Source organism: Nonomuraea sp. NPDC051298, from assembly GCF_055586305.1.
This window is the reverse complement of sequence record NZ_JBVJIM010000028.1, coordinates 1-26,898: the sequence shown is the minus strand read 5'-3', so window position 1 is coordinate 26,898 and position 26,898 is coordinate 1. Positions and strand designations below refer to the sequence as shown.

General features: G+C 71.3%; 25 protein-coding genes. 12 read left to right on the top strand and 13 right to left on the bottom strand.

Annotation, left to right across the window (positions count from 1 at the left end; translation table 11 throughout):
- Window positions 1-70 precede the first annotated feature (70 nt).
- Window positions 71-1,264 (bottom strand): MFS transporter, encoded by a 1,194-nt coding sequence (locus tag ACZ6S0_RS44770; protein WP_465925672.1) that lies wholly within the window; start codon window positions 1,262-1,264, stop codon window positions 71-73.
- 152 nt (window positions 1,265-1,416) lie between these two features.
- Between ACZ6S0_RS44770 and ACZ6S0_RS44765 the strand changes: the two genes are divergently transcribed.
- The 3 genes from ACZ6S0_RS44765 (at window position 1,417) to ACZ6S0_RS44755 (ending at window position 3,998) form a co-directional block, all read left to right on the top strand.
- Window positions 1,417-2,007, top strand: a complete 591-nt coding sequence (locus ACZ6S0_RS44765; RefSeq protein ID WP_465925670.1) for a TetR/AcrR family transcriptional regulator — start codon at window positions 1,417-1,419, stop codon at window positions 2,005-2,007.
- A gap of 40 nt (window positions 2,008-2,047) precedes the next feature.
- Window positions 2,048-2,509, top strand: coding sequence for a tetratricopeptide repeat protein (locus ACZ6S0_RS44760; protein ID WP_465925668.1), 462 nt, complete (start codon window positions 2,048-2,050; stop codon window positions 2,507-2,509).
- A 160-nt stretch (window positions 2,510-2,669) separates the two neighbouring features.
- On the top strand, window positions 2,670-3,998 hold the full coding sequence (locus tag ACZ6S0_RS44755) for a WD40 repeat domain-containing protein (protein WP_465925665.1): 1,329 nt from the start codon (window positions 2,670-2,672) through the stop codon (window positions 3,996-3,998).
- A 42-nt stretch (window positions 3,999-4,040) separates the two neighbouring features.
- Here the strand turns inward: ACZ6S0_RS44755 and ACZ6S0_RS44750 are convergent, their stop codons facing one another.
- The 3 genes from ACZ6S0_RS44750 to ACZ6S0_RS44740 all read right to left on the bottom strand — a co-directional run bounded on the left by ACZ6S0_RS44750 (window position 4,041) and on the right by ACZ6S0_RS44740 (window position 5,899).
- Window positions 4,041-4,649, bottom strand: a complete 609-nt coding sequence (locus ACZ6S0_RS44750; RefSeq protein ID WP_465925663.1) for a hypothetical protein — start codon at window positions 4,647-4,649, stop codon at window positions 4,041-4,043.
- The gene (locus ACZ6S0_RS44745; protein ID WP_465925661.1) at window positions 4,646-5,236 is read right to left on the bottom strand and encodes an RNA polymerase sigma factor; all 591 of its coding nucleotides are present in this window, start codon (window positions 5,234-5,236) and stop codon (window positions 4,646-4,648) included. Before ACZ6S0_RS44745 ends, ACZ6S0_RS44750 begins: the two co-directional genes overlap by 4 nt.
- Window positions 5,237-5,329: 93 nt before the next feature.
- Window positions 5,330-5,899 carry a TetR family transcriptional regulator gene (locus tag ACZ6S0_RS44740; RefSeq protein ID WP_465925659.1) on the bottom strand — a complete coding sequence of 190 codons (570 nt, stop codon included), beginning with the start codon at window positions 5,897-5,899 and terminating at the stop codon, window positions 5,330-5,332.
- 127 nt (window positions 5,900-6,026) lie between these two features.
- Here ACZ6S0_RS44740 and ACZ6S0_RS44735 point away from each other — a divergent pair, with 127 nt between their 5' ends.
- On the top strand, window positions 6,027-6,443 hold the full coding sequence (locus ACZ6S0_RS44735) for a DMT family transporter (protein ID WP_465925657.1): 417 nt from the start codon (window positions 6,027-6,029) through the stop codon (window positions 6,441-6,443).
- Window positions 6,444-6,455: 12 nt separating this feature from the next.
- Here ACZ6S0_RS44735 and ACZ6S0_RS44730 read toward each other — a convergent pair whose 3' ends face one another.
- Together ACZ6S0_RS44730 and ACZ6S0_RS44725 are read right to left on the bottom strand one after the other, a co-directional pair.
- Entirely contained in the window at window positions 6,456-7,388 is a 933-nt protein-coding gene (locus ACZ6S0_RS44730; protein ID WP_465925655.1) for a D-2-hydroxyacid dehydrogenase, read from the bottom strand.
- Window positions 7,385-8,194 (bottom strand): FadR/GntR family transcriptional regulator, encoded by an 810-nt coding sequence (locus ACZ6S0_RS44725; RefSeq protein ID WP_465925653.1) that lies wholly within the window; start codon window positions 8,192-8,194, stop codon window positions 7,385-7,387. The genes ACZ6S0_RS44730 and ACZ6S0_RS44725 overlap by 4 nt, the downstream gene beginning before the upstream one ends.
- On the opposite strand from ACZ6S0_RS44725, the gene ACZ6S0_RS44720 reads away from it, so the two are divergent.
- On the top strand, window positions 8,114-9,262 hold the full coding sequence (locus ACZ6S0_RS44720) for a mandelate racemase/muconate lactonizing enzyme family protein (protein ID WP_465925651.1): 1,149 nt from the start codon (window positions 8,114-8,116) through the stop codon (window positions 9,260-9,262). The two genes, ACZ6S0_RS44725 and ACZ6S0_RS44720, sit on opposite strands and share 81 nt — an antisense overlap.
- A 202-nt stretch (window positions 9,263-9,464) precedes the next feature.
- Window positions 9,465-10,451 (top strand): pirin family protein, encoded by a 987-nt coding sequence (locus ACZ6S0_RS44715; RefSeq protein ID WP_465925649.1) that lies wholly within the window; start codon window positions 9,465-9,467, stop codon window positions 10,449-10,451.
- 58 nt (window positions 10,452-10,509) lie between these two features.
- Here the strand turns inward: ACZ6S0_RS44715 and ACZ6S0_RS44710 are convergent, their stop codons facing one another.
- Window positions 10,510-10,980, bottom strand: a complete 471-nt coding sequence (locus ACZ6S0_RS44710) for a pyridoxamine 5'-phosphate oxidase family protein (RefSeq protein ID WP_344873933.1) — start codon at window positions 10,978-10,980, stop codon at window positions 10,510-10,512.
- Window positions 10,977-12,383 (bottom strand): MFS transporter, encoded by a 1,407-nt coding sequence (locus ACZ6S0_RS44705; RefSeq protein WP_465925646.1) that lies wholly within the window; start codon window positions 12,381-12,383, stop codon window positions 10,977-10,979. The genes ACZ6S0_RS44710 and ACZ6S0_RS44705 overlap by 4 nt, the downstream gene beginning before the upstream one ends.
- 60 nt (window positions 12,384-12,443) lie before the next feature.
- Here ACZ6S0_RS44705 and ACZ6S0_RS44700 point away from each other — a divergent pair, with 60 nt between their 5' ends.
- A complete protein-coding gene (locus ACZ6S0_RS44700) occupies window positions 12,444-12,893 on the top strand; it encodes a winged helix-turn-helix transcriptional regulator (RefSeq protein ID WP_465925644.1) in 450 nt (149 codons plus the stop codon).
- Between the two features lie 137 nt (window positions 12,894-13,030).
- Here the strand turns inward: ACZ6S0_RS44700 and ACZ6S0_RS44695 are convergent, their stop codons facing one another.
- A complete protein-coding gene (locus tag ACZ6S0_RS44695; RefSeq protein WP_465925642.1) occupies window positions 13,031-13,393 on the bottom strand; it encodes a peptidase inhibitor family I36 protein in 363 nt (120 codons plus the stop codon).
- A gap of 229 nt (window positions 13,394-13,622) precedes the next feature.
- Here ACZ6S0_RS44695 and ACZ6S0_RS44690 point away from each other — a divergent pair, with 229 nt between their 5' ends.
- From ACZ6S0_RS44690 to ACZ6S0_RS44680, 3 genes are all read left to right on the top strand, one after another.
- The gene (locus ACZ6S0_RS44690; protein WP_465925799.1) at window positions 13,623-16,580 is read left to right on the top strand and encodes a helix-turn-helix transcriptional regulator; all 2,958 of its coding nucleotides are present in this window, start codon (window positions 13,623-13,625) and stop codon (window positions 16,578-16,580) included.
- A gap of 74 nt (window positions 16,581-16,654) precedes the next feature.
- Window positions 16,655-16,876, top strand: a complete 222-nt coding sequence (locus ACZ6S0_RS44685) for a hypothetical protein (protein ID WP_465925640.1) — start codon at window positions 16,655-16,657, stop codon at window positions 16,874-16,876.
- 23 nt (window positions 16,877-16,899) lie between these two features.
- The gene (locus ACZ6S0_RS44680; protein ID WP_465925638.1) at window positions 16,900-20,934 is read left to right on the top strand and encodes a S8 family peptidase; all 4,035 of its coding nucleotides are present in this window, start codon (window positions 16,900-16,902) and stop codon (window positions 20,932-20,934) included.
- 476 nt (window positions 20,935-21,410) lie between these two features.
- Here ACZ6S0_RS44680 and ACZ6S0_RS44675 read toward each other — a convergent pair whose 3' ends face one another.
- From ACZ6S0_RS44675 to ACZ6S0_RS44660, 4 genes are all read right to left on the bottom strand, one after another.
- Entirely contained in the window at window positions 21,411-22,772 is a 1,362-nt protein-coding gene (locus ACZ6S0_RS44675) for a sensor histidine kinase (protein WP_465925636.1), read from the bottom strand.
- A gap of 12 nt (window positions 22,773-22,784) precedes the next feature.
- Window positions 22,785-23,261: a recombinase family protein gene (locus tag ACZ6S0_RS44670; RefSeq protein ID WP_465925797.1), complete on the bottom strand. Its 477-nt coding sequence runs from the start codon at window positions 23,259-23,261 to the stop codon at window positions 22,785-22,787.
- Window positions 23,262-23,271: 10 nt separating this feature from the next.
- Window positions 23,272-23,493 (bottom strand): hypothetical protein, encoded by a 222-nt coding sequence (locus ACZ6S0_RS44665; protein ID WP_465925807.1) that lies wholly within the window; start codon window positions 23,491-23,493, stop codon window positions 23,272-23,274.
- A gap of 304 nt (window positions 23,494-23,797) precedes the next feature.
- A complete protein-coding gene (locus ACZ6S0_RS44660; RefSeq protein ID WP_465925634.1) occupies window positions 23,798-25,795 on the bottom strand; it encodes a WD40 repeat domain-containing protein in 1,998 nt (665 codons plus the stop codon).
- A 108-nt stretch (window positions 25,796-25,903) separates the two neighbouring features.
- Here ACZ6S0_RS44660 and ACZ6S0_RS44655 point away from each other — a divergent pair, with 108 nt between their 5' ends.
- Both ACZ6S0_RS44655 and ACZ6S0_RS44650 read left to right on the top strand, forming a co-directional pair.
- Window positions 25,904-26,032, top strand: a complete 129-nt coding sequence (locus ACZ6S0_RS44655; protein WP_465925632.1) for a hypothetical protein — start codon at window positions 25,904-25,906, stop codon at window positions 26,030-26,032.
- A gap of 172 nt (window positions 26,033-26,204) precedes the next feature.
- On the top strand, window positions 26,205-26,898 hold a 694-nt coding region (locus ACZ6S0_RS44650; protein WP_465925630.1), incomplete at its 3' end, for a serine hydrolase domain-containing protein.

Sequence of the window (26,898 nt, the reverse complement as noted above, 5' to 3'; positions counted from 1 at the left end):
CGGCCCACTGTACCCGTCGAGCCGGGCGCCGGGCGGCCCGCGCGTTTCCCGCCGGCCGGGAGTCAGCCGGTCATCGGAGGCTCTCGTCGCGACGGACGCTCCACACGGCGGCCCCGGCCCCCAGGACGAGGATGCCGGCCAGCCAGAGGATGCCCTGGAGCGGCAGAGCGTCGACGACGGTGCCACCGGCCAGCGCGCCGAGACCGATCGACAGGTTGAACACCGCCACCCACAACGCGGACGCCTCCTCGACCGCCTGCGGCGCCGCCTTGATCATCCACGTCTGGAGGCTCGTGGAGACCCCGCCGTACACCAGGCCCCAGACCACGAGCAGCGTCACCCCGCCCGCGGCGGTGAGCCCCGCCACGGGATAGAGCAGCACGGTCACCGCCAAGGCGACGGTGATCGCGAGCACCGTACGGTGGAGCCGCTTCGCCACGGCGGCGCCGGCGGCGAAGTTCCCCACCATGCCCGCCACCCCGAACCCGAACAGCAGCGGCCCGACGAACCGCTCGTCGATCCCGGACAGGTCCCGCAGCACGGGACCGATGAACGTGTAGGCCGTGAAATGCCCGGTCACGATCAGGAAGGTCGCCACGATGCCGACCCTGACGCCCCGGTCGCGGAGCTGGCCGCCCAGCCGCCGCAGGGCGACGGGCCGCGCCGCGGCCAACGGCGGCAGTACCGCCAGCAGCGCGACCAGCACCACCAGCGCGAGGGCGCTCAGCGCGCCGAACGCGATCCGCCAGTCCGCCAGCCCGCCGATCACGGTGCCGAGGGGGACGCCGAAGACGTTCGCGGCGCCCACGCCGCCGAAGATGATCGCGGTCGCCCGCGGCACGTGCGCGGCCCGGACGAGCCGGACGGCCAGCCCGCCGGCGATCGCCCAGAACCCGCCGATCGCCACTCCGACCAGCACCCGGGAGGCGATCAGGAGCGGGTAGTCCGGGGCCAGGGCGGAGGCCAGGTTGGCCAGCGTCATGAGCCCCATCAGGGCGACGAGCAGGAGCCTGCGATTCATCCTGCCGACCAGCACCGGCACGACCGGCGCCGCGACGGCGGCGACGATGCTGGGGACCGTGACCATCAGCCCCGCCGCGCCCTCGGACACCGACAGCGCCGATCCGACGGGGGTGAGCAGCCCGATGGGTAGCTGCTCGGCCGTCACCAGCAGAAATGTGCCGAAGGCCACGGCGGACACCGCGATCCAATGATCCTTCGCCGGGGCGTCCCGCCCGGTCGTCGTGGGGTCCGTTGCCGTCACGTCGGTTCTCCTTCTCAGTCATCCGGTAGCTCAGCTCAGGAATGCGGTAGCTCAGTGATTCGGAAGCTCACTGATTCGGGAGCGATCGCTCCCGTATGACGGCACACCCTAGTACGGGAGCGAACGCTCCACAACGCTGGTAGGGTGGGACCATGGCACGGCCCAGGGAGTTCGACGAGCACGAAGTGATCGCCAAGGCGACCCGCCTGTTCTGGCGGCGCGGCTACAACGCCACGTCCGTCCGCGACCTGGGCGCCGAGCTGAGCCTCAAGCAGAGCAGCCTGTACCGGGCGTTCAACGACAAGCACACCCTGTTCCTGCGGACGCTGGACCACTACCGGGCGACCGAGTCCGCTCAGGCCGAAGAGCTGCTCGGCGCCCCCGGCCCCAGCCTCGACATCCTGCGGGAGTGGCTGATCTGGATGGTCGGCCACGACTCCGGCCTCGGCTGCTTCGTGGTCAACACGGCCACCGAGCTGGGCACCAGCGACCCCGAGGTCCGGCGGCAGACCGAGGCCGCGTTCGACGTCACCAGGAGGACCCTGGCGTCGCTGCTGCGCCGCGGCGTCCGCGACGGTGACCTGCCCGCCGCCCTCGACGTCGACGCCGCGGTGGAGCTGCTGTTCACGACGGTGCTCGGGCTACGCGTACGCGAGCGCGCCGGGCACGACCCCCGGCGCCTCGCCACGGTGATCGACTTCACCGTCGGCACGCTCAAGACGCTCACGACGTCCGCGACCTGACCCGCGACGCCCGCCCGTGCCGCCGGAGAAGAGGAGAACGATGATCACCGACCCGACGATCCTCCAGATCGGCCAGGCGGTGGAGCTGCATCACCACCGAGGCGAGCGTGACGCGGCTCGCCTCGAGTTCGCCCGGATCTGGGCGGACATCGACGGCGAGCGGGGTGACCCGCTGCACATCTGCGTCCTCGCCCACGCGATGGCCGACGTGCAGGACGACGTGCGAGAAGAGCTGACCTGGGACCTGCGGGCCCTGGCCGCCGCCGATCTGGTGACCGACGAGCGGGTGGCGCGGGCCGGGGTGACGCTCTCCGTGGCCGGCCTGTACCCGTCGTTGCACCTGAACGTGGGCGAGTGCTACCGCAAGCTGGGCGACCTCGATCGTGCCCGCGAGCACCTCCGGCAGGCGCGGGCCACGATCGGCGCGCTGGGCGACGACGAGTACGCGCGGCTCATCAAGGACGGCCTGGAACGGCTGGCCGGCCTGCTGAGCCCCGAATGACCCCCGTGCCCTTCCCAGGACGTCGAGGCCGCCGGCGCTTCCGAACCGGGCCGACATCTCGCCCGTCGCGACGCCGATCTGCCGTGTGAGGGGCGGGTCGCGCGATCGGGATGTGCGGGTATCTGGTGCTTTCGGGCGATGGAAGAGCGATGATGTCAGCGTGAACAAGGGCGGGTCGCGGTGGCGGACGCTGGTGGCCGGGGCGGGTTTGGCCGCGCTGGCCGTACTGGTCTTCGCCGTGCTCCGGGCCCTCGATCCGGCGGAGCAGGTCAACATCGCCGACCTGGCGGCCGTCCTGCTGGCGTCCGTCGCGACCGTCGCGCTGGTGGTCACCTGGGCCAAGGGCACGCCCCAGCAGGAACAGGAGCGGGAAGAGCGGCCCTCGCCTCCCGTGACCGCGCCGCCCGAGCCCCTGCTCGTGGCGGCGGACCAGATGGTCGCGTCCCCTCAGGGGCGGCGGCGTCACGTGGCGGCGGTGGTGGCCCTGGCGCTGGTGGCGGGTGCCGGTGTCTACTGGTTCACCTGGAACGATCCACCGGCCATCGCACGCGTCGCCGAGTTCCGAACCGCGGCGACCGAAACGGCGATCGACCCCGGCGGGACGTTCCTGCTCACCGTCGGCAGCGGCGACGTCACCACGTGGTCCCTTCCCGGCCGGAAAGCCGTGCCGCCGGTGCTGAAGCGCGAGTACACCACCGCTTTCCTGGCGCTCAGCCCGGACGGGAAGACGCTCGCCCTCGACGGCTACCCCGCCGACGAGAAGGGCGAGTCGTACTCCGTGGACCTCTGGGGCACGGCGGTCCGCCGGCCGGTCGGCGGTCCGCTGCTCACCGCGAGCCTCGACGACGAGGACGCCGTCATCCACTTCGAGTCCGCCGACGCCGGGGCCATCAGCCCGGATGGTCGTACGCTGGCCGTCGGCAGCTCCAGCGGGGTGCTGTCCTTCTGGGACCTGACGAGGGACAGCCGGATCGGGGACCCGATCGTGGTGCACGAGGACGACGGCATCGAGGCCGTCGCGTTCAGCCCCGACGGCAGGACGCTCGCCACCGGCGGCTTCCACGACGTCACCGTCCTGTGGGACGTGGCGAGCAGAAGCCGGATCGGGAACCCGCTCCAGGACAGCACCATGGTCAACTCGGTGTCGTTCAGCGCCGACGGAAAGCTGCTGGCCACCGGCAACCTGGACGGGGTGGGCCGCCTGTGGGACGTGGCGACCAGGGAACGCGTCGGATCTCCGCTGCCGGACGCCTACTCGGTGCGCTTCCACCCCACCGACGAGAAGATCCTGGCGACCGCGGGCCGCCACGGGAAGCCTCAGGCGTGGCGGCTGTGGAACACGAAGACCCGGAAGTCCGTCTCCCACCCCATCCCCGGGGCGGGCTCCTCCCTGTCGTTCACCTCGGACGGCACGGCCCTGGCCATCGGCGGCGACCAGTACGCCACGGTCTGGAGCATCCCGGGCATCCCCGGCGAACTCGCCCCCTGACCGGCCGGGCGCCGTACCGGCGAATGTGAGGCCCCCTCCCGGTCACCTCACTGAAGGGTCGCCGAGCGGGGCGTCGCCGTCGACGAGTTCGCACGGTGCCACGGGGCCGTCGGAGACGCGCGCCCAGATCGCCGCCACGACGCCACCCGCCTCGGGGCTGTCGTTCACGGCGAACTCCAGCACGCCGGTCTGGCCCGGCTTGATCTGCGCCGGGTCGATCTGGAAACCGGGCGTCTCGACGGTGGGCGGGAAGACGGCGAGGGGAGCCTGTTCCTTGGACAGCCAGTTCGAGCCGCGCGGCCGGTCGGCGCACCGCTTGCCCGCGGGCAGGTAGTCGACGACGATGTCGTAGCCCATGTTCCGCAGCTCGTCCTCGAGCGCTTCGGGGTCCTTGGCCTCGTTGATGGTGATGGTCACGGTGCCGTCGGGGTTCTTGGCCACGGCGTGTGCGGGGGTGCCGCCGAGCAGCAGCGGGAGGGCCACCGCGGCCGCGGCGGCCAGGCCCAGGGCGGGAGCCAGCACCGCCGGGCGCAGCGGCCCGCGCCGCCGCCTGGCGGGGGTGGGCTCGTCGTGGATCGCGGTCATGATGACCTCCTTGAGCAGGTGGTGACGGTCCTCGGGAAGGTCCCGTCCTTCGGGGAAGATGTTCATGGGTGCTCCGTGATGGACCGGACCGCGGTGCCGCGGTCACTTCTCCCTGTCGCGGGGGTCGAGGCGAGTTCCAGCTTCTTGCGGGCCCGGGACAGCCGCGAGCGCACGGTGCCGACCGGGATGCCGAGCGCCTCGGCGGCCTCGGCGTAGTCGAGTCCGGCCCCGGCGCACAGCAGCAGCACGTCCCGCTCGGGTTCGCGCAACCGTCCGATCGCCGCGCGCACGTCCTCCAGCCGCTGCGCGTCGGCGATCCGCCCGACCACCTCGTCGGCGAAATCCGGGACGGGGTCGGCGGGGGGCATCTTGGCCAGGGCGTCCTGGTGCCGCCGCCTGGCTCGTCGCAGGTTGCGGCCCACGTTGGTGGCCACTCCCAGCAGCCAGGGGCGCAGCGAGCCGCCGTCCGGGTCGAGCCGTTCCCGTAACCGCCACACCTCCAGGAACGTCAGCGACACCACGTCCTCGGCGGCCGACCAGTCGCCGACCAGCCAGTAGGCGTGGTTGTAGACGCTCGTGGCGTACTGGTCGAACAGCTCGCCCAGGGCCTGTTGATCGCCGTCCCGTAGGCGGGCGCGTATCTTCACATCCACACGAACTACTGTCGCGGGGACGCGGGCGAGTTCCCGGTCAGCGGGCGATCCGCCATTCCCGCGGCCTGCGCGGCCACCTGTGCCGGTGGGCCGTCACTCCGCCATCCCGGTCAGGAGGTGGTCGAGGGCGGCCTTGACGCGGTCGGGGGTCGCCTTGCCGGCGCGGAGGCGGTGGGCCAGCAGGGGGGCGGCCAGAGGGGCCAGGAGGGCGTCGGCCAGGCAGTAGGCGTCGGTGGCGGGCTCGGCCTGCTGGATCAGCCGCACCAGGTGGGCATGGTAGAGATCGTAGGCCCCGCCGAACCTGGCCAGCGGGCTCGCGGTCTCCGCCATGAGCAGCAGGTCGAGCTGCGCCACGGTGCGGTCGACCAGGGCGTGCAGGAACGCCCGGATGCGGGCGGGGGCGGGGGCTCCCGGGCCCAGCGGGGGCGGGCCTTCGATGAACGACGCCTGGAACTCCCGTTCGCGTTCGTCGATCAGCGCGTACGCCAGCCCTGACCGGTCGCCGAATCGGCGGTACAGCGTGCCGACCCCGACGCCCGCCGCGGCGGCGACGTCCGCCATCGCCAGCCCTTCCACGCCACGGGCCAGCACGATCTCGCCGGCCGCCGCGAGGATCTTGGCCCGGTTGCGGGCGGCGTCCGCTCGTTCGGTCCTCGGGCTCATGATCGTCTCCTTCGCCACCGGACCAGCCTACGGAACTCCGCCCCGGCTTCCCGCCGCCGCCACGCTTGCCATGCGGAATTGATTCCGGTTACGGTATATCCGGAATCAATTCCGGTAAAGCGCCTACTTGGAGGCACCGCATGGGACGCAATCTCGCGGGTGGGAGAGGCCCCGACCTCGCCGGGGCGCCCATCAGCGCCGACACCGGCACGACGGCATGAGCGCCATGGCCTGGCCCCTGCTCATCGGGGCCGCCCTGCTGGAGATCGTCTGGGCCACGGCGCTGGAGCGCTCCGACGGCTTCACCCGCCTGTGGCCGTCGGTCGTGGGCGTCGCCGCCGCCGTGCTGAGCTTCGTCATGCTCTCCTACGCCCTGCGCAGCCTGCCGGTGGGGACCGCCTACGCCGTCTGGGTCGGGATCGGCGCGCTGGGCGTGGCGATCGTCGGAATCCTCGCCCTGGGCGAAAGCGCCTCACCGCTCCGGCTGGCCTGTCTCGGCCTGATCCTCGCCGGCGTCGTCGGGCTCAGGCTGCTGACCGAGTGAGCGCGTGCGCGTTCAGTAACCGCGTTGCCAGTCGACGATGCCGCGCAGGGGTGTTCCGGCCCGGTAGCGGCGGAGGTTGTCGGCGAAGACGGTGACGGTGGTGCGGTTCTCGTCGGCTGATCCACCGGCGCTGTGCTGGGTCAGCAGCAGGTTCGGACATTTCCAGAGGGGGCTGTCCGGCGGCAGTGGCTCCTGTGCGGTGACGTCGAGGATGGCGCCGCCGAGTCGGCCCGCCCGCAGGGCGTCGATCAGGGCGTCCTCGTCGATGAGGCTGCCCCGCCCGGCATTGAGGAGGAGGGCTCCGGTCTTCATCAGCGAAAGGCGGCGGCGGTCGAGGAGGCGGCGGGTCTGAGGGGTGTCCGGCAGGACGGCGCACACGATGTCGGCGTCCGGCAGCGCTCGGTCCAGGTCGTCGATGGTGATGTCGCCGGAGTGCCGGCCGACCGTCACCACCTCGCAGCCGAACGGCGCCAGCAACGCCGCCAGGCGGCGGCCGATGGATCCGGTGCCGAGGATGAGCGCCCGCTGTCCGGTCAGGGTGCGCAGTCGTGGGCGGAGGGCGTCGCGGTTCCACAGCGCGGATCGTTGCCAGGCGGCCAGACGGTCGAGGCCGCGGTAGTGCGCGAGGATGCCTGCCAGGCAGGTCTGCGCGACCGGGTCGGCGAAAGCGCCGGGGAGATTGGTGCAGCGGACTTCGAGGCGTCCGGCCAGGTGGCCGTAGCCGTCCAGCCCGGTCGAGGCCAGTTGCAGCCAACGCAGTGTGGTGCTCGTGTCGATCCAGTCCGGGGGACAGTTGCCGAGCGCGATTTCCGCCGCGGCGAAGGCGTCGCGGTCAGGGATGGTCAGGCTGCCGGGATGTGCGATGTGCACCTGCTCGCCGGGGGTGGCGGCGTGGAGAGCCGCGATGTCGGACTCGGCCAGCGCCAGGTGGACGTAGATGCTCACCGTCGTTCACCGATCCTGTCGCGAATCTCGGTGTAGTGCTCTTCGAGAAGACTTCTGGCGCGTTCGACGTCACGGTCGAGAACCGCACGGTAGATCGCCTCGTGGTCGGCGCAGATCTCGGCGGGGGCGCGTTCGTGGATGTCCGGACGGGTGGCGAGGGCTTCGTGCAGGGCGACCCAGAACGCGTCGAGCACCTTGAGGAGGACTCGGTTCCCCGCGTCCTCGAACAGTGTGTGGTGGAATGCCCGGTCCTGCTGGATGACGTCATGTCCGCGCCGGGCCTGCTCCCGCATGTCCTCGACAACGCGGCGGAGGCGATCCCTGGTGGCCTCGGTCATGTCCGTGATCGCACGTTCAACCAGGCCGGTCTCCAGCACGCGCCGAATCTCCAGCAGTTCCGACAGTTCGTCGAGATCGAAGAGCAGGCTGTAGGGCAGGGTCTCGGCCAGCGCCGACAGGGAGAAGGGCGTCACGTAGACGCCGCTTCCCCGCCGGGTCTCCAAGATCCCCAGGGACATCAACGCCTTGACGGCCTCCCGCACCGAGTTCCGGCTGATGCCGAGTTGCTGCGCCAGGTCCCCCTCGGACGGCATGGCGTCTCCAGGGCGTAGCCGGTTGTCGATGATGTAGCCGCGCAACGCCTCCTGTACGGACTCGTGGATCGTCGACGGCTTGGCCAGCCGCGCGTCCCGTGTTCGGCGAGAGGCGGGGAAGGCAGGCCAGTCATGCCCACGATCGCCGCCGTTCGGCCCGTTTTGCTCAGCGCTCCGTACGCGGGGCCGGACAACGTCGAGGTCATGCGGCACCTGTCCACCGGGTGGCGGACCACCGGTCTGGTGGAGGTCACGCTCTCCGACGGGTCGGCCGGGCTCGGGGAGGCGTACCTCGCCGTGTTCGCTCCGATGGTGTTCGCGGAGACGGTGAGACTCATCGAGCCCTACCTGCTCGGAACCGACGCCCTCGACGTGGCCGCCCGCTACCGCGACGCCTGCGAGGTCACCGGCTACTGGAGTCTGTCCGGGGCCGCCCGGCATGTCGTGGGAGCGATCGAGACAGCCCTCTGGGACGCCAAGGGCATCCACCTCGGGGTGCCGGCATATGAGCTGCTGGGGGGACACCCCGCGCCGAGCGTCAAGCTCTACGGCAGCGGCGGCGACAGCGCGACCACCACGGGCATGGAGGCCGAACTCGCCGCGGTCGCCGACGCGGGCCTCGACCTCATCAAGATCCGCGCCCGTCACCACGAAGCCGAAAAGGTCGTCTCCACCGTCGAACTCGCGCGGCGGAGCGGCATCGAGGTCGCCGTGGACATGTGCCAGAACCTCGCCGTACCCGGTGGATCGGCCGCCGACGCGCTCGACTTCCTCTCCCGGGTGGCGGCCCCGCCGGCATTCCTGGAAGAACCACTCGGCCTCGGCAGGACCGATGAGTACCCGTGGCTGCGCGAGCGCAGCGCGGTGCCGATCGCCGGCGGCGAGATCGTCACCAGGCCGGAAGAACTCGGCCACCGAGTCCGCGCCGGCTACTACGACCTCGTGCAGCCCGACGCCACCGTCATCGGCGGAATCGGCGCGGTGCTGGAGGTCTTCGAGTCGGCCTCCGCCCACGACACGACGACCGTCGTGCACTGCTGGGGAAGCGCGGTCGGCATGGCCGCGAACTACCACGCGGCGCTCGCCCGCGGCGGCGCCCTCGCCGAATGGCCGCTGCCCCGCTACCCGCTCCGTACCGACCTGCTGATCGAACCCTTCCGGATCAAGGACGGCGAACTCATCGCACCCACCACCCCGGGGCTGGGCGTGCGTCTCACGAACGACATCGAACGCCGTTACCCGTTCCGGCCCGACGCGGTGTACAAATGCCTCGTACGTTGACCGTGCGCGCACCGATCACCCCCCGGACGAGAGATCGTGCAGATCTCGTTGAGGCCGCTGCTCCCTTCCCCCTCGTGGTCATCCGGCGACCTTTCGCCTTCGCCCATGTGTGAACGCGGCCGGTCCGCGCGCCAGGAATTTCTCCTGGACGCGGGCTGTTCAGGAAACTGACTGTTTAACTTTCAACAGATCTGGAGGGGTCATGCCAGCCATCACCGCCGACACCCTGACGCTGCCCCGCGTCGTCCTGACCGATCCCGCCGCGGCCGTCCAGCGCCCCGTCCGGTCGGTGACCACCGCGCCCAGCGGCTTCGAGGGCGAGGGCTTCCCGGTACGGCGCGCCTTCGCCGGGGTCTCCGCCGCCGACCTGGACCCCTTCATCCACATGGACCAGATGGGCGAGGTCGAGTACGCCCCCGGCGAGCCCAAGGGCACCCCCTGGCACCCGCACCGCGGCTTCGAGACCGTCACCTACATCATCGACGGCGTCTTCGACCACGAGGACTCCAACGGCGGCGGCGGCACGATCACCGACGGCGACACCCAGTGGATGACCGCCGGCTCGGGCCTGCTGCACATCGAGAAGCCCCCGGAGCACCTGGTGGTCTCGGGCGGGCTGTTCCACGGCGTGCAACTGTGGGTCAACCTGCCCCGGGCGCACAAGTTCCACCCGCCGCGCTACCAGGACATCCGCGGTCGCCAGGCGGCGCTGCTCGCCTCCGCCGACGGCGGCGCGCTGCTCCGGGTGATCGCCGGTGAGCTGGACGGCCACCAGGGGCCGGGCATCACGTTCACCCCGATCACGCTGGTGCACGCCACGGTCAGCCCCGGCGCGACCCTGGACCTGCCGTGGAACCCGGCCTACAACGCCCTCGCCTACGTACTGGCAGGTCAGGGCACGGCCGGCACCGGGCACGCGCCGATCCGCAAGGGTCAACTGGCCGCCTTCGGGCCCGGCGGCGCCCTGACGGTGGCCGCCGACCGGCGCCAGCCGCAGGCCGAGCCGAACCTGGAGGTGCTGCTGCTCGGCGGGCAGCCGATCCGCGAGCCCGTCGTCCACTACGGCCCGTTCGTGATGAACAACCGCGCCGAGATCCTGCAGGCGATGGAGGACTACCAGGCGGGCCGCCTGGGCGTCGTCCCCGCCGCCCGGATGCCGCACACCGGCGGGCAGGAGCAGTCGGGCTGAGCGACGGACCCCTTGGCGGGCGGCCCCCCGGTCGGGGGCCGCCCGCCTCCGGGCGGGGTCACGCCTGCGGCGCGGTCCAGATGCGGCTGCGCAGGTCCATGCCGCGGATCACCTGGATGCGCCACGGGTCGAGGCGAAGGACATGGAGCTTGGGGTCGGCCGGCGATCGCCAGAAGTTGCCCAGCTCGTACCCGGCGCCGCGCGGGCTGGTACGGCGGTAGAGGTCCCATACGTGGCGCTTCACCTCCACGTCCTCGACCCAGGTGGCCACGGCCTCGATGGCGACCGAGTTGTTGCCCGGTTTCCAGTAGGAGAAGGACGTGTGCGGGTTGCCCGCCAGGTGGGCCGCCTTGACGGGGGTCTTGTAGGTGGCCAGCCAGCCGAGCGGTCGCCCGTCCACCTTCTCCCAGATGGGGATGAGGACGCGGGTCCGAGGGCGGTTGCCGGCGTCGATGGTGACCATGGTGGCGTAGACCGTGGTGCCGATGAAGGCGTTGAACTCGCTCTCCAGCTCCGCGAACGACGTCATCGGGCCGCCCCCTTCCGCAGGCCGAAGGCGCTGACGACGGCGGCCAGGACCGCGGCGACGATGGGCACGGCCAGCGCCGCGCGGTAGCCGTCGAGCAGGTCGGCCGTGGTGCCGCCGGCCGTGGTGGCGACGATGACCGCGGTGCTGGCGGCCAGCCCGAGCGCGGCGCCGAACTGGAAGGACGTGTACAGCAGCCCACCGGCCACGCCCTGCTCGCTCTCGTCCACGCCGTCGGTGGCGACGATGGTCAGCGGCCCGTACGCGAGCGCGAACGCCACCCCCAGGACGATCATCGTGGGGAACATGGCGAGGTAGACGGTGTCCAGCCCGATCGGCAGGAACAACACGTACGACAGCAGGGCCAGGACCAGCCCGGCCACGATGACCTTGGCGTTGCCGAAGCGGTTGACCAGCTTGGGGGTGAGCGTCGGGGCGAGGATGGCGTCCGCGCCGATGGCGAGCATGGCCAGGCTGGTCTCCAGCGAGCTCCAGCCGCGCAGTTCCTGCAGGTAGAGCACCGCGATGAACTGGAAGCCGAAGAAGGCGCCGGCGAACAGCAGGCCGGCCAGGTTCGCCCGTACCAGCGGCGCGGAGCGCAGCATGCCCAGGCGCAGCAGGGGAGCGGCGGACCTGCGCTCGATCATGATGAACAACACGATGAGGACGAGTCCGGCCGCGAGGGTCCCGACGGTCCACGCGGCGCTCGCGTGGGCGGCCCGTTCGACGCCCAGCACCAGCAGCATGATGGCGGCGGTGATGGTGAGCGCGCCGAGCACGTCCACGCCCCGTTCGCTGGAACGTTCCGCGGGAGCGGCGGGGATCAGCGGCACGGCCAGGACGAGGATGACCAGGGCCAGCACGGCGGGCGCGAAGAGCACCAGCCGCCAGTCCACGATGGCCAGCAGGCCACCGAGCACCAGCCCGAGCGAGAAGCCGCCGGCCGCGGTGCCGGAGTAGACCAGGAGCGCCTGGTTGCGCTGCGGCCCTTCGGGGAAGCTGGTGGTGATGATCGAAAGCCCCGCCGGGGTCATGACCGCCGCGGCGACGCCCGCCACGAATCGGGCGGCGATGAGCATCCAGCCCTCGGTGGCGAACCCGCCCAGGGCGGAGACGACGAGGAAGACCCCGAGCCAGATCAGGAACATCCGGCGGCGGCCGAACAGGTCGGCGGCTCTGCCTCCGACCAGCATGAACCCGCCGTAGCCCAGGACGTAGGCGCTGATCACCCACTGCAGTTCGCCGGTGGACAGGCCGAGGTCGCTTCGGATGGCGGGCAGCGCCACGTTGAGCATGGCGACGTTGATGCCCTCGAGGAAGATCGCCCCGCACAGGACGAACAACATTCCCCAGGAGCGGGGCGTCAGTCGCAGCGACGACGAGGGGGATTGAACGGTATCGGTCACAGGAATCTCTCCCATGGTTCTGTTTGGTAACAAAGGAATCTTGCGTCACCATGGGGAGCTATGGAAGACGGCACTTCAAAGGCACTCGGTTACTGCACGGGAACCGAGGATGACCAGGCCAGACAGTGGGACGTCCGAGCCGACTGCGACGTACGGCAGATCCTCGACAGGGTCGCCGACAAGTGGTCGCTGCTGGTGATCGCCCTCCTCGACCGCAGGAAGATGCGGTTCACGCAACTCCGCCGCGCGGTCGACGGCGTCAGCCAGCGGATGCTCACGGTCACGCTGCGCCACCTGGAGCGGGACGGGCTCGTCCGGCGCACCGTCTACCCGGTGGTGCCGCCCCGCGTGGAGTACGAGCTGACCCCGCTCGGCATCTCGCTGCACGAGGTGATCACGTCGCTGGTGATCTGGACCGAGGAGCACCAGCAGGAGATCTCCGCCGCCCGTTCCGACTACGACGAGAAGGCCGCGTCGGAAGAGCACGAACTCCAGCCCGCGACCGGCTGACGCCCGATCCGGACGGTGGCGGGGGCGTGGCGCCGCCCTGCGGTGGCGGGGGTGTGGCACCGCGCCGCGCCGCCCCGCCCCGTGACGAGGAATGCCGCCCGCCCGGTGGGCAGGCGGCGTTCCGCTCGGCTACGGCGTCAGCAGCGCGGAGCCACGGCGTCGATCTTGCCGCCGAAGTCGTTGTCGTACACCCGGCGGTAGTCGCCGTTGCGCACGATGCGGGTCTCCTTGCGGTCGGGTACGTGGATCCAGTTGATGAAGCACCCGTCGGCGTGGGCCTGGAAGGAGCCCACGTTGTCGTGCAGCGCTGGCGGCACGTCCACGTAGCCGTTGCCCGGGTTCCAGCACCAGTGCGCCCCCGAGTAGTTGCGCCCGCTCCACAGGCAGATGTCGCCGGCCCTCGCCTGCGCGGTGGCGGGCGGGGTGGTGCAGGCGAGCGTGACGAGCGCGATCGCGCCCGCGAGCGCGGCGGCCCTGGTCCTGTGTGTCGTTCTCTTCATCGTCGTCCTCCTGACGGTGTTGGCGGGGCCGCGTTCCGGCCCTGTCACAGCATGTAGTCGGACGCGTACGTTCTGCATCTGTCTGGAGCGATGCAAGATCTGACGCGAGGTCGTCAACATCTGACGTACTGGTCAGACCCTCGCCCCACTACCTCGTCGGCGTCGAGCCCTGTCCCGCCCGCGCGGGGGCGGCGTTGATCTGATACCTCGCGTGCAGTTGAATGATCGGATGCAGGCAGGGCGGGTGGTCTCCCCGGTTCTCGTGGGACGGGAGAGGCAGCTCGCGCGGCTGGCCGCGCTCGTCGCGACGGCCCCCGCCCTGGCCGTGATCGAGGGCGAGGCCGGCATCGGCAAGTCGCGCCTGGTGGCCGAGCTGCTCGGCGGATCGGCGGTGGCGGGCCTGCGGGTGCTCGGCGGGGCCTGCGTGCAGATCAGGGAACCGTTCCCGCTGGGGCCGATCGTCGAGGCGCTGCGGGGACTCGCGCCCGATCTGGCGGGGGCGGACCTGTCGCCGGTCGCCGGAGACCTGCGCGAGCTGCTGCCCGAGCTGGCCGCCGTGCTGCCGGAGACGCCGCCGCCGCTGGACGACCGGGCGGCCGAGCGGCACCGGGTCTTCCGCGGGCTCGTCGAGGTGCTGGCCGCGCTCGGCCCGGCCGTCCTGGTCGTCGAGGACCTGCACTGGGCCGACGGGCAGACGGTCGAGTTCCTGACCTACCTGATGTCCGTGCTGCCGGGCACGCTCCGGGTGGTGCTGACGTACCGGGGGGAGGAGGCGCCCGCCGCGGTACGCGCGATCACCGCGCGCACCTCCGACGCGATCAGCGGCGAACACCTGGTGCTGCCGCCCCTCGACCCCGCCCAGACCCGGGTCATGGCCTCGGCGATCCTCGGGGCCGACGAGGTGACGGCCGAGTTCGCCGAGCACCTGTGCGTCAGGGCGTCCGGGCTGCCGCTGGCCGTGCAGGAGCTGCTCGCGCTGCTGCGCGCCCGCGGGACGCTCATCAGGTGGGAGGGCGGCTGGGCGCGCAGGGCGCTCGACGAGCTGGACGTGCCGAGCGGGGTACGCGTCTCGGTGCAGGAACGGGTCGCCGGGCTCTCCGGCGGGGCCAGGGAGGTGGCGGAACGGGCCGCCGTCCTGCAGGTGCCGGTGCCCGTCGGCCTGCTGGCCGCGGGCGACACCGAGGCGTTCGACGAGGTGCTCGGCTCGGGGCTGCTCGCGGAGAGCGACGGCCTGGTGGGGTTCCGGCACGTGCTGGCCGCGCAGGCGGTCCACGAGGCCATCCCGCTCGGCCGCCGCCAGGCGCTGCACGCCGACGCCGCGGACACCGTACGGAGGCTGCGGCCGGTGCCGCTCGGACGTCTCGCGCACCACCTGCGCCAGGCCGGCCGGGCCGGGCAGTGGGCGGAGGCCGCCGTCGAGGCGGCCGACCAGGCCGTCCGCCTGGGCGACGACGCCGAGGCCGCGCGCCTGCTGGAGGACGTGCTGCGGCACACCGACCCGCCCCCGGCCCGGCGGGCGGAGCTGACGGTGAAGCTCGGCTGGGCGGCGCTCGAACTGCTGCACCTCCCGCCCATCGCCGACCTCGTCGACGCCGCGCTGGAGCAGGACGTGCCCCGCCCCCTCCGCGGCACGCTCCGCTTCCTGCTCGCCCTGGTCCTGGAACGCACCCGCACCGACGCCGCCCTCTCCTGGGCCCCCTTCGCCCAGGCCGTCGACGACCTGGGCGACCAGCCGGGACTGGCCGCCTGGGCCATGGTCGGAGTGGGCCGTCCGGGCGGCCGGCTGCCGCTCGACGAGGGCAGGACGTGGCTGGAGCGGGCGCTCGCCACCCTGCCCGCCGTCGCCGACCCCGCCATGCGGATGCTGGTGCTCGGCAAGATCGCGATGATCTTCGTGGAGGTCGGCGATCCGCGCTGGGCCGAGCTGGTGGACGACCTGCGGCGGGAGACCGGCGGGCGCGGGCTGCTGCGCCGCGAGGTGAACGCCTACCGTTCCATCGGCGGCGCGGCCCTGTTCAGCGGGCACCACCGCGAGGGCCACCGCCTGCTGACCGCGGCGATCGAGGACGGCGCCGAGCCCGACCTGCGAGGGCGGATCGAACTCCGCTGCCTGGTGAACCTGGCCGCCGCCGACTACGTCGCGGGCTCATGGGACGGGCTGGCCGCGCGGCTGGGGGAGCTGCGCGACCACTTCGGCGACGAACCGCACGAACGCAACCTGGTGGACATCGTCACCGCCTGCCTGTCCGCGGCCCAGGGCCGCCAGGAGGCCGCGCTCCCACCGCTGCTCGACGCGATCGCCGTGGCCCACGCGCGCGGGCAGTTCGACGATCTCGTCCTGCCGCTGACCATGCTGCTCAGGCTGGCCGCCGCCCGGGGCGAGCCGGAGCCGGTGATCGCGACGGCCGCCGAGGCGGCGCACCACTGGGAGGCGGGCGGCCTGTGGCCGGTGTCCGTCCGTACGCTGCCCGCGCTGACCGAGGCGCTGCTGGCGGCGGGCCGCGCGGCGGAGGCCGCGGACGTGGTCGCGCAGCACGCGTCCCGGCTGGCCGGGCTGGACGCGCCGCTGGCCGTACCGGCTCTGGCGCAGGCCCGCGGCCTGCTGGCCGCGAATGGCGCCCGCTGGGAGGAGGCGGCGGACGAGTTCGCCGCCGCGGCGGACGCGTTCGAGCGGCTCCCGGCGCTGTACGAGGCCGCGCAGGCGAACGAGCACGCCGCCGCCTGCCTCTTCGCCCTGGACGACCCGGCCGCCGCCACCCGGCTCGGCCGGGCAGTCACGGCGTACGCGGGTCTCGGCGCGCGCTGGGACCTGGACCGCGCGTCCGGCCTGGGCCGCAAGTGGGGTATCCGCCCGCCCACACCCGCACGAAACCGCCTCGCGCAGGACGGCTCCACACAGAACGGGCCCGCGCAGCATGGGTCGGCCTGGAATGGGCCGATGTGGAGTGGGCCGGTGCGGAATGGGCCAGAGTGGAGTGGGCCGGTGCGGCAGGGCGGCGACCAGGTGCTGTCGGCCCGCCAGGAACAGGTGGCCCGGCTCGCGGCCGAAGGGCTGACCAACCAGCAGATCGCCCGGGAGCTGTTCCTGTCGCCGAAGACCGTGGACAAGCATGTGAGCGCGGCCATGCGCAAGGTCGGCGCGCGGTCGCGGACGGAGCTGGCCCGCCACCTCCCCCCGCACCACTAAATCCCGCAATTGGGGATTTTTCCCCATAGGGCACCCCATACCCCACCCCATCCGGCTGCCGCCACAATTCCGGCATGCCCGAAACCGCAACCGACCCCGGCGAGCCGGACCCGGACGGCCCCGCCCCTTACCTCCGTCCAGGCCCTGCACCTGATCTCGCGCCCGGCCCTGACCTCGCGTCCGGTTCCGGTCCCGACCCCATATCCGGCCCCGACGAACCTGCCGGACCCGCCGACGCCGTTCACGTCGAGGCGCAGGAACCGTCCCGGCCTCCCGACGGCTTCGAGCCCGTCTGAACCCCCCTCCCAGAAAGGCCACCATGGCACTGCCCCGCCCCCCGTTAGCGCGCCGCACCGGCACCGCCACCCTGATGACCACCGTGGCGACCACCACGTTGATCATGGGACTGGCGACCGTCCCCGCCTCCGCCTCCGAGCCGACCGCCCCCACCCCCGCCGCCTCCTCGGCCACCCAGGACGGGACGCGGACCGTCGCCCTGACCGGTGTCCGCGCCAAGGAGGTCGTCGTCACGCTGATCACCGGTGACAAGGTCCGGCTGACCCAGGACGTCGCGGGCAAGTATCGCGTCGACCCCGCCTCCGGCACGCGCCAGAGCAGTGGCGGTCCGGTCAACCTGTTCACCCAGTTCACCCCGGACGGCGTCTTCGTCCTGCCGGACGACGCGCTGGCCGCCGTCCAGTCGGGGCTGCTGGACAGGCGGTTGTTCGACGTCAAGTATCTGGCGGAGAACGGCTACGCCGACGACGTGACCAAGCGGCTGCCGGTCATCGTCCAGTATCCCAAGGAGCAGTCCGAGGCGTCGATCAAGCGCTCGGCCGCCGCCGTCCCCGCCAGCGAGCCCACCCAGACGCTGGACAGCATCCACGCCTCGGCCCTCGACGTCGAGAAGGCGGAGGCGGGCACGTTCTGGGCGGCCGTACGCGCCCAGCAGCAAGGGCCGGCCGGGACCGCGGCCACGCTGCGCGGCGGCATCGCCAAGATCTGGCTGGACGCCAAGGTCAAGGCCGACCTGGACGTGAGCGTACCGATGATCGGCGCGCCCAAGGCGTGGGAGGCGGGCTACGACGGGACCGGGGTGACGGTCGCGGTCCTGGACACCGGCGCGGACACCGGCCACCCCGACCTCGCCGGGAAGATCGCCGACAGCCGGTCGTTCGTCCCCGACCAGCCCGTCCAGGACGGGCACGGGCACGGCACCCACGTCGCCTCGACGATCGCGGGCAGCGGCGCCGCCTCGGACGGCAGGTACAAGGGCGTCGCCCCCGGCGTGCGGCTGGCCGTCGGCAAGGTGCTCGACAACTCGGGCTCCGGCCTGGAGTCGTGGATCATCGAGGGCATGGAGTGGGCCGCGCGCAGCGGGGCCAAGGCCGTCAGCATGAGCCTCGGCGGCAACCCCAGCGACGGCACCGACCCGCTCAGCCAGGCCGTCGACGACCTGACCGCCGAGACCGGCACGCTGTTCGTGATCGCCGCGGGCAACCTCTCGAACCCGGAGAGCGTGAGCGCGCCGGGCGCGGCCGACGCGGCGCTGACCGTCGCGGCGGTGGACAAGAACGACCGGCTCGCCGGATTCTCCAGCCGCGGGCCGCGCATCGAGGACGGCGCACTCAAGCCGGACATCGCGGCGCCGGGCGTGGACATCGTGGCCGCGCGGGCGTCGGGCACCGTCATGGGCTCCCCGGTGAACGAGCGCTACACCAGTGCCAACGGCACGTCCATGGCCACCCCGCACGTGGCCGGCGCCGTCGCGATCATGGCGCAGCGGCACCCGGACTGGACGGCGCAGCAGCTCAAGGCCGCGCTGATGTCCACCGCCAAGGACGACGGCTTCACCGTGTACGAGCAGGGCGCGGGCCGGGTGGACCTGGAGCGGGCGATCCAGCAGCAGGTCTTCGCCGCCACCGGCAGCGTGGACTTCGGGCTGCTCGACGACTCCGGAGCGGCCAGGACGGGACAGGTCTCGTACACCAACCTGGGCGACCAGCCGGTCACGCTCGTGCTGAGGGCGGCGATGAGCGGCGACGCGAAGCTCAGCGTCGCGGACGCGACGCTGACGATCCCCGCGGGCGGCACGGCCGCCACCACCGTCACCCTCGACCCGGCCGGGCTCGGCCTCGGGACGCACAGCGGGGCGGTGACGGCCGAGGCCGACGGCGTCCGGCTCACCACACCGGTGGGGGCGGTGCGCGACGTGCCCAAGTTCGACCTGACCATCCGCACCCTGGACCGGGACGGCAAGCCGCGCACCCCCGAGGCCATGAGCGTCGTGGACGTCGACGGGACCAAGGGCGAGCTGGGCCCGTATCACGTGAGCGACGTGGGCGTGGTCGTGACCAGGGTCCCCGCGGGCACCGTCAGCGTGCTGAGCGTGCTGGCCTGGGTGGACGGTGACGACCGGTCCAACCGGGGCTGGCTGTTCGACCCCGAGCTGACCATCAACGGCGACACCGAGATCACCTTGGACGCGCGCAAGGCCACGGAGATCAAGTTCGACGTTCCGAAGACCGCGGAACCGCTGAACAACCACTACGACCTCTTCTTCCAGCGGACCCTGCCCAACGGCCAGGTCTACGGCGGCACTCTGACCGCCGGCCGCCCCATCGCGTCGTGGGAGAAGGTGTGGGCGCTGCCGACCAAGAAGGTCACCAAGGGTGCCTTCCGCTTCACCGGCCAGTGGGAGCTGGGCGTGCCCGAGGTCAGCATGACCATGCGCACGTCGAAGAAGCCCACGACCCTGCATCCGGTGACCAGGGTCCACATGGTCGACTCGGGGGAGATCCACCGCGGCTACGTCCCCTTCGAGGGCACGAAGGAGTCGCGGGTGGTCGACGGCGGCAAGGGCCGTCCGGAGGATCTCGCGGGCAAGGACCTGCGCGGCGCGCTCGTGCTGGTCGACGCCGAGATGGCCGAAGGCGTCATGGGGCCGGAGTGCGGCCTTCAGGTCGAGCGGGTCGGCCCGATCAGGGACGCCGGCGCCGCCGGCATCCTGGCCTTCAACGAGGCGCCCTCCGGCTGCGCGATCCCGCTGGCGATCTCGCAGAAGCCGTTCACCGGCCCCATGCTGCCGGTCGGCCTCCCCGTCGCGTACGTCTCGAACGCCGAGGGCGTCAAGGTGCGCGAGGCGGTGGCGCGCGGCCCGGTCACCATCCAGACCGTGGGCACGCCGAACACGCCGTACTCCTACGTGTTCAAGCCGTACGGTGAGGGCCGGATCCCCGACTCGATGAGCTACAAGATCACCGATCGCCAGCTCCACCAGGTCGACATGGACGTGCACGCGGGGCCGTACACGAAGTACATGAACTGGCGGCACTCGTGGAAGACCGACGACGTCACGTACACGGTCACCAACACGAACCTGCTGCACTGGTCCTACCCGTTGCCGAACCGCAGGTCCCAGTGGGTCTGGCCGCTCGACCCCGAGATCCTCAGCTCGGCGGGCCTGTCCGGGCTGCTGCCGTCCGAACCGGGTGCGGAGGCCGAGGAGACCCGCTTCCGGGTCGACGTGTTCGACAAGCCGGGAACCACCAGTCAGGAATGGTTCGCCATGCCGAGCACGCCGGGCGCCTCGACCGCCTCGGACAAGGTGTACAAGCTGAGCGATCCGGCCGCCGCTCCGCTCAAGAAGCTCCCGATCGGGCTGAACTGCTCGATCTGCGTGCACGACGGCAACCTCTGGGTGACCCCGTCGATGGTCAGCGGGGTCGGGGACCGGCGTGACGACGGCGTCGTGTTCGGCGACATCCAGCCACGGTACGAACTGCACCTCTACCGCGACGGCAAGGAGATCCCGAACGCGCCCGCCGAGCCGTTCGACCGGCTGCCGCGCTACCCGCTGCCCGAGGAGGAGGCCACCTACCGGCTGACGGCCAAGAACGACCTGCAGGACATCGAGTGGACGTTCACCGCCCCGCCGGGCGAGGACCCGGCGCGTCCGAGCGTCAACTGCTTCTCCTGGTGGATCGACGGGCCCGTCGAGCAGTGCCGCAGCGTGCCCGCCGTCTACGTCAGCTACGACCTCGGTGACACCCTGTCCAGCGAGAACACGGTCGCGGCCGGGCGCAGGCACACCTTCGAGCTGGAGGCGTACCACGGGCCTTCGGGGGCGAAGCCGCCGGCGATCGCGGGCGTACGGCTCTGGACGAGCACCGACGACGGCGCCACCTGGCAGCCCGCCGACCTCAGGCGGGGCAGGGACGGCACCTACACCGCCAGCGCCAGGTACCCGGCCTTCCGCGACACCAAGGGTGCGGTGAGCCTGAAGGTGGAGGCGTGGGACGCGGCCGGCAACCGCGTCAAGCAGACCGCGCTCCGCGCGTTCAACCTGCGCTGACAACCTGCGCTGACAACCTGCGCTGACAACCTGAGGTGACCGCGGCCGCGCAACGAGGCGACCGCGGTCACCTCGGGTGCCGAAGGCTCGTGGTGTCGAGCTGTCACAGGGGCGGCCCGCCAGCGTGCGTCTGCGGGTCCGCAGGCTGCCCTCTCCGATGGCGAAGATGAGCGCCCACCGTCGCCACCCACCTCAGATTGATCCTTGACATCTGTTCTCGGCCTTGGAGTCGGTGGCGGAGGAATGCCATGAGGGCTTCGGGCGAGGCGATGAACGACTACGAGACGCACGTGCCACGCCTCTCATGAGCCTGGCCGGTGACGAGTGGCCGTGCGTCGCGTACCTCATGGGGAACCCACACGGTCGCACAGCGAATGTTCCACCACGACCCCGCGATCATGCTGAGCGCCTCGCCGCGTACCGCGCTCAGCGCGGACGCGTCCGGTGTCGAGACGTTGCGGATCGACCAGTCCTGCTCACTCCGGCGGCGTCAAGGACCTGGTACGGGCGGGCAGGCGCAGGACGAACCGGGTCCCGCTGGGGCTGTCCTGCACGGTCAGGGTGCCCTCGTGGGCCTGGGCGATCTGCCGGGCGATCGGCAGTCCGAGGCCGGTGCCGCCGGGGTCCCTGGTGCGAGAGGCCTCCAGGCGGGTGAACCGCTGAAAGACGACCTCTCGATGCTCGGGGGCGATTCCTTCGCCGTCGTCGCGCACCTCCAGCACCGCGCCGGTGGCCTCTTGTGTCAGGGTGACGGTGACGGAGGAGGCGGCGTGCCGTTCGGCGTTGTCGAGCAGGTTGTTCAGCAGCCGCGTCAGCTCGGTACGCGAGCCGTCCACCATCACGCCGGGCGTGAGCCGGTGGCGCAGGTCGGCCTTGGCGGGGCGGCGTTCCATCTCGCCGGCCACCAGCTCGGTCAGGTCGATCGGCTCGTGCCGGCAGGTGACGCCCGCGTCCAGCCGGGCCACCTGCAGCAGGTCGCGGACCATGGCCTGCATGCGTTCCACGCTGTCCTGCAACGCGTCGGCGGTCCGCGGCCAGTCCGTCCGGTGCGGGTCGAGCAGCGCCTCCTCGATGCGGATGTGCATGGCGGTCAGCGGGTTGCGCAGGTCGTGGGAGACATCGGAGGCGAAGCGGAGTTGTTTCTCCACGGCGGCCTGGGCGCGTTCCAGCGTCCGGTTCGCGGTCTCGGCCAGATTGCGCAGCTCATCGCGGTACTTCGGCACGGGCACCCGGTGCCGCAGGTTGCTGGAATCGGTGATCTGGGCGAGGTGGCCGCTGATGGCGTCCACGGGTCGCAGGGTCTTGCCCACGATCCGGTAGCTGCTCACGGCGGTGGTCGCGACCAGCAGCACGCAGCCGGTGGCCAGCGGGATGATCAGCTCCGGGCCGACGTACCAGGGGGTGTGGGGGATGGCCATGTCCAGCTCCCATACGCCGTCCTGACGGTGGAAGGGGTAGGCGAGCACGATCATGCACCGGCCGGGGAAGATTCTGCCGTCGCACGAGGTGGTGGCGGCATAGGCGTCGGGATCGGGGTTCAGGTCCGTCATCGGCGGCTTGTCCGCCATGTCGCGGGTGGCCGCGACCATGGCGCCGGCCGGGTCGAACACCTGGATCGCCTGCCCGGGGCCGCTTCCGCGCAGGTCGGGGATGCGCTGCCGCATCTGCGCGCCCAGGATCACGGCCTCGGCGAAAAGCTGGTCGGTCCGGCGGTCGATGGTCGCCTGACGGACCACCACCACGATGAACACCGCCATGGCAGCGCACAGCAACGCGGCGACGGCGCTCGCGACCGCGGCCAGACGGGTCCTGATCGAGCTACGCTGCCACCAGCTCACTCTGATCACCCCCTACGTGATCAGAAGCACTGTGATACCCCTGCCATCGATGCTTACCGCTTCAAGGAAGACCAACGACCAATAGGTGGTAAACGTCAGCACCAATGCATGAAACGCACATAACATGGCATAGCCGACAACGGTCACACGCGCGGGTCCATCATGGCGCGAGAGGACCGGCGTCGTCGCTGGCCAGGTCGATGCCGGACAGCAGGCCGGAATCGACGCGCAGGGCAGGCCACGGCGGAGGAGCACCGGGCGCAGGGCGAGGACGGCGGCAACCGAGCGGAACAGGCGGGCGGCGTCGGCGATACGGGTGGTGTCGCCCACGCCCGCCTCGTGCAGCAGCTTGGCGAACCCGGCGCGGTCGAGGGAGAGCAGGCGGCTGGAGGTGGCAGGGCCTTCGTAGGCGGGGGTGCCGGCGGCCAGGAGGGCAGCCAGGGCGTGCCGCTGGCGGGCGCCGGTCTGTTTGTTGGTGGAGCGCCGCAGGTAGATGCGGTCAGCCGTGTCCGGCGTCCGCGGGGTGGCCGCTGGTGAAGGCGCGGGCGATGAGCAGGGCCCGGCGCGCGCTGGTGGGGGCGTAGCCGCTCTGCTCTCGGGTGTCGTCCCGCGAGTCCAGCTCGACCGGGCCGTCGGCCTCGTTGACGCGCTCCAGTTGCAGAGCCTCACGCCCCAGGGAGTCGGCGACCTCGCCCAGGAAAGCCCCGTCCTGCACACGCATGGCCTCTACAGCGGAACGGATCTCGGCGACCTCGTCGCGGATCCGCGCGATTGAGCAGGGCCATGATGTCGCCTTCGGCGGGCCGGGTGACGGGGGTCTTCGCGCCATCCTAGGGGCGAGAAGGGGAGGCGTAAGTCTGGATCGGATCCGATTGGATCGGTGCGCTGTTTGCGCAGGTGACGACTGCGTCCTGATCGGATCTGCCGACGGGGGTGCAATCGGTCCAATTCCACCCACTCGTTGTTCGACCTGCACTCACGGGGCGTCACATCATGTGACACCAACTGCACTCTCTGCGTGGCTCTTACTCGCCCCCGAACACGGCGACGCCGTTGCCGAAGAACGTATAGTCCCTGCCAAAGCAGACGACGATGTGCCCGGCCTCGTCCACGGCAATGGCTGTCACAGCCTCGGGGACGTGAAGGCGGGGACCGATCTGCCGGCGAGTGGTGAGGTCCCACACCTCCGCCACAGGGCCACTCGCGGTCACGGCGACGGGGTGGCCGTACACCGATGCCACCGTGAGTATCTGCACGTTGACGGCAGGCAGTTTGCCGAGGAGCCGACCCGTGGTCAGCTCCCACAGCCGCACCGGCACGTCCCCTTCCCGGTTCCAGTTCACCTCGCTCGCGGTCAGGGCGACCGGCTGACCACCGACCACGGTGGTGGCGAGCTGCCGCACGGGCGGGCCGTGACGTTGAAGAGAAGGGGCACTGATCTTCCTGTTGGTGGCCAGCCCTCGAACCCGGAGGGCACCGTGGAAGGAACCGGCCACGGAGACGGGCGTGCCGTCGACCACGGCAGTGTCGACGGCGCGGACCCAGCGATGGTGGCTGACGCCGGGCGCGCCGACCTGCTCACCGGTGGCGAGATTCCACACCCGTACGGTCTTGTCGGCACCGGCGGTCACAGCGAAGGGCTGCCCGGTGGCCGAAGACGTGGCGACCGAGCTGACGGCGGCGGTGTGGCCGGTCAACGAAGCGCCGAGTTGCTTGCCGGCGGCCAGATCCCAGATTCGGACGGTGCAGTCGTCGCCGCCGGTGACGGCAACGATGCGGTCGTCGACGACGGCGGTGGCGAGCGCCCGCACCGGGCCGGTGTGCCCCGTGAGCGGCTGCCCGAACGGCCGACCCGAGGTCAGGTCCCACAGGCGGACGCTGTGGTCGTCGCCGCCGGTGACCACCACCGGCTGTCCGTCGACCACGGCTGTGGTCACCGCCCGCACCTGCCGGCGGTGGCCGACGGCGGACTTCGCGGCCTCCAGCCCGAACCGCAGGTCCCACACCCGCACCGTGCCGTCGCTGCTGCCCGTGACGGCGACCGGTCGGCCGTCGAGCACGGTCAGGTCGACCGACCACACGAAGTCGGTGTGCCCGGTGAAGACGTGTAATTGCTTCCCGGTGGTGAAGTCCCAGAGCCGCACGGTGCGGTCGACACCCGCGGTGACCGCCACTGGCCGGCCGTCGAGCATGGTGAAAGTGATGTCGCCCACCCCCCGCTCATGGCCTGCCCAAGGTTCACCGATCAACTGACGGGTGGTCAGGTCCCACACTCGCACCGTGCCGTCGTATTCGCCTCCGGTGACGACCACCGGCCGACCGTCGAGCGTGGCGGTGGCCAGTGTGGACACGCTGTCCTTATGAGCGGTGATCGGTTCACCGAGCTGTTCACCAGTGGCCAGATCCGATACCAGTATCTGCCCGAGGGAGCCGCTCGACACCACCACCGTCCTGCCGTCCAGCTCGGCCGTGGCCACTTTCGTCGCCATGTAGGCGTGGCCGGTGAACGGTTCACCGAATTGTTCACCGGTGGCCAGGTCCCACACCCGCACCGCACCGTCGAAGCCGCCGGTGACCGCCGCTGGCCGGCCGTGGAGCGTGGTTGTTGCGACCCCTCGCACGATCGCGTCGTGCGCCGTGAACGGGCTGCCGATCTGCTGGCCCGTGGTGAGGTCCCACACTCGTGCCGACTTGTCGTTGCTGGCAGAGACGGCGACTGGCCGACCGTCGAGCGTTGCGGTGGCAAGTCCGTACACCGGGCCCGTATGCCCGGTGAGCGGGCCACCGATCTGTTGCCGGGTGGCGAGGTCCCACAACCATAACGAGCCGTCGCGAGAGGTGGAGACGACAACGGGCCGACCGTCGAGGACCGCAATGGCAACCGTGAACACGTCACCATAAGACGCCTGCCCGAGGGGCGGTATGGACGCTACTTCCCCGGTCGACCGCCAAGCCCATCGCAGGCCCCACCCCTTCGCGTCGCCGAACGGCGCTGACACCACGGACGTCTCACGCTCTGACATGGCGGACACAGTACAGCCGGGGTACGACACCGACAGGAGACGGACGCCGCAGGCTTTGCTTCATGTTCCAGACCGCACCGTCGCTCCCCCACGAAAGGGCACACCCACATGAACATCGCGCTCACACGACAGTGCACGACACCCAATCCACCCCAACAGGAACTGGACCGCGACCTGTTCACCAACCACACGCACGGCCGGTCGACGCGCGAGCGCGACGACGAGCGCGACCGCTAGGCCGATCACCAGGTCCCACCACCAAGCGCCGGTCATGGTCGTTCATCGTCTCCTGCGGAAACAGTGAGGAAACGCCCGCCCCCTTACAAAGAGGGTTTCGAACGGTCGCCGCCGAGACCCTCAGGGTCTCGGCCGGTGCCTCCGGGATATTCCCTCGAGGAAAGGATCATCGATGATTCACGCTCTATCGGTCCGCGTGGCCGGTCTGGCCTGCGCCGTGCTGACGCTGAGCGTCGCCGCCGCGCCCGCCACCGCCGCCGCGTCAGGGCTGAGGCCCGAGCTGGGGGACGTTCAACAAGCGATGCGGTCCCTTGCCGGGACCGCCGGTGTCGTAGGGGCCATCGGGGAGGTGTACGTCGACGGGAAGCGCGTCGGCGAGGGCTCGGCCGGCTCGCGCCTGATCGACGGCAAGGGAGGTCGGATCCCCAGCGACTCCCGCTACCGGATCGGGTCGCAGACGAAGCGGCTGACGGCGGTCGTGGTGCTCCAGCTGGTCAAGGAGGGCAAGATCGACCTGGAGGACAAGCTGGCCGACCTCCTGCCGGAGGTGGCCGAACAGGACGCCGTGGCACGGGCCGGCGAGATCACCGTACGCCAGTTGCTGCGGCACACCTCGGGCATCCCCAACTGGTTCGACGGCAAGCTGGTCGATCTCTACGACTTCACGACCTACTACCCGCCGCTCGACCTGGTGAAGATGTCACGCGACCAGCCTCGCACCGGAGAGCCGGGAGAGAAGTACCACTACTCCAACACCAACTACACGCTCCTCGGTTTGATCATCGAGAAGGTGGCGGGCAGATCGCTGGCCGCCGAGTTCGCCCGCCGGCTGTTCGAACCGCTCGGGATGAGCCGTTCGTACCTGC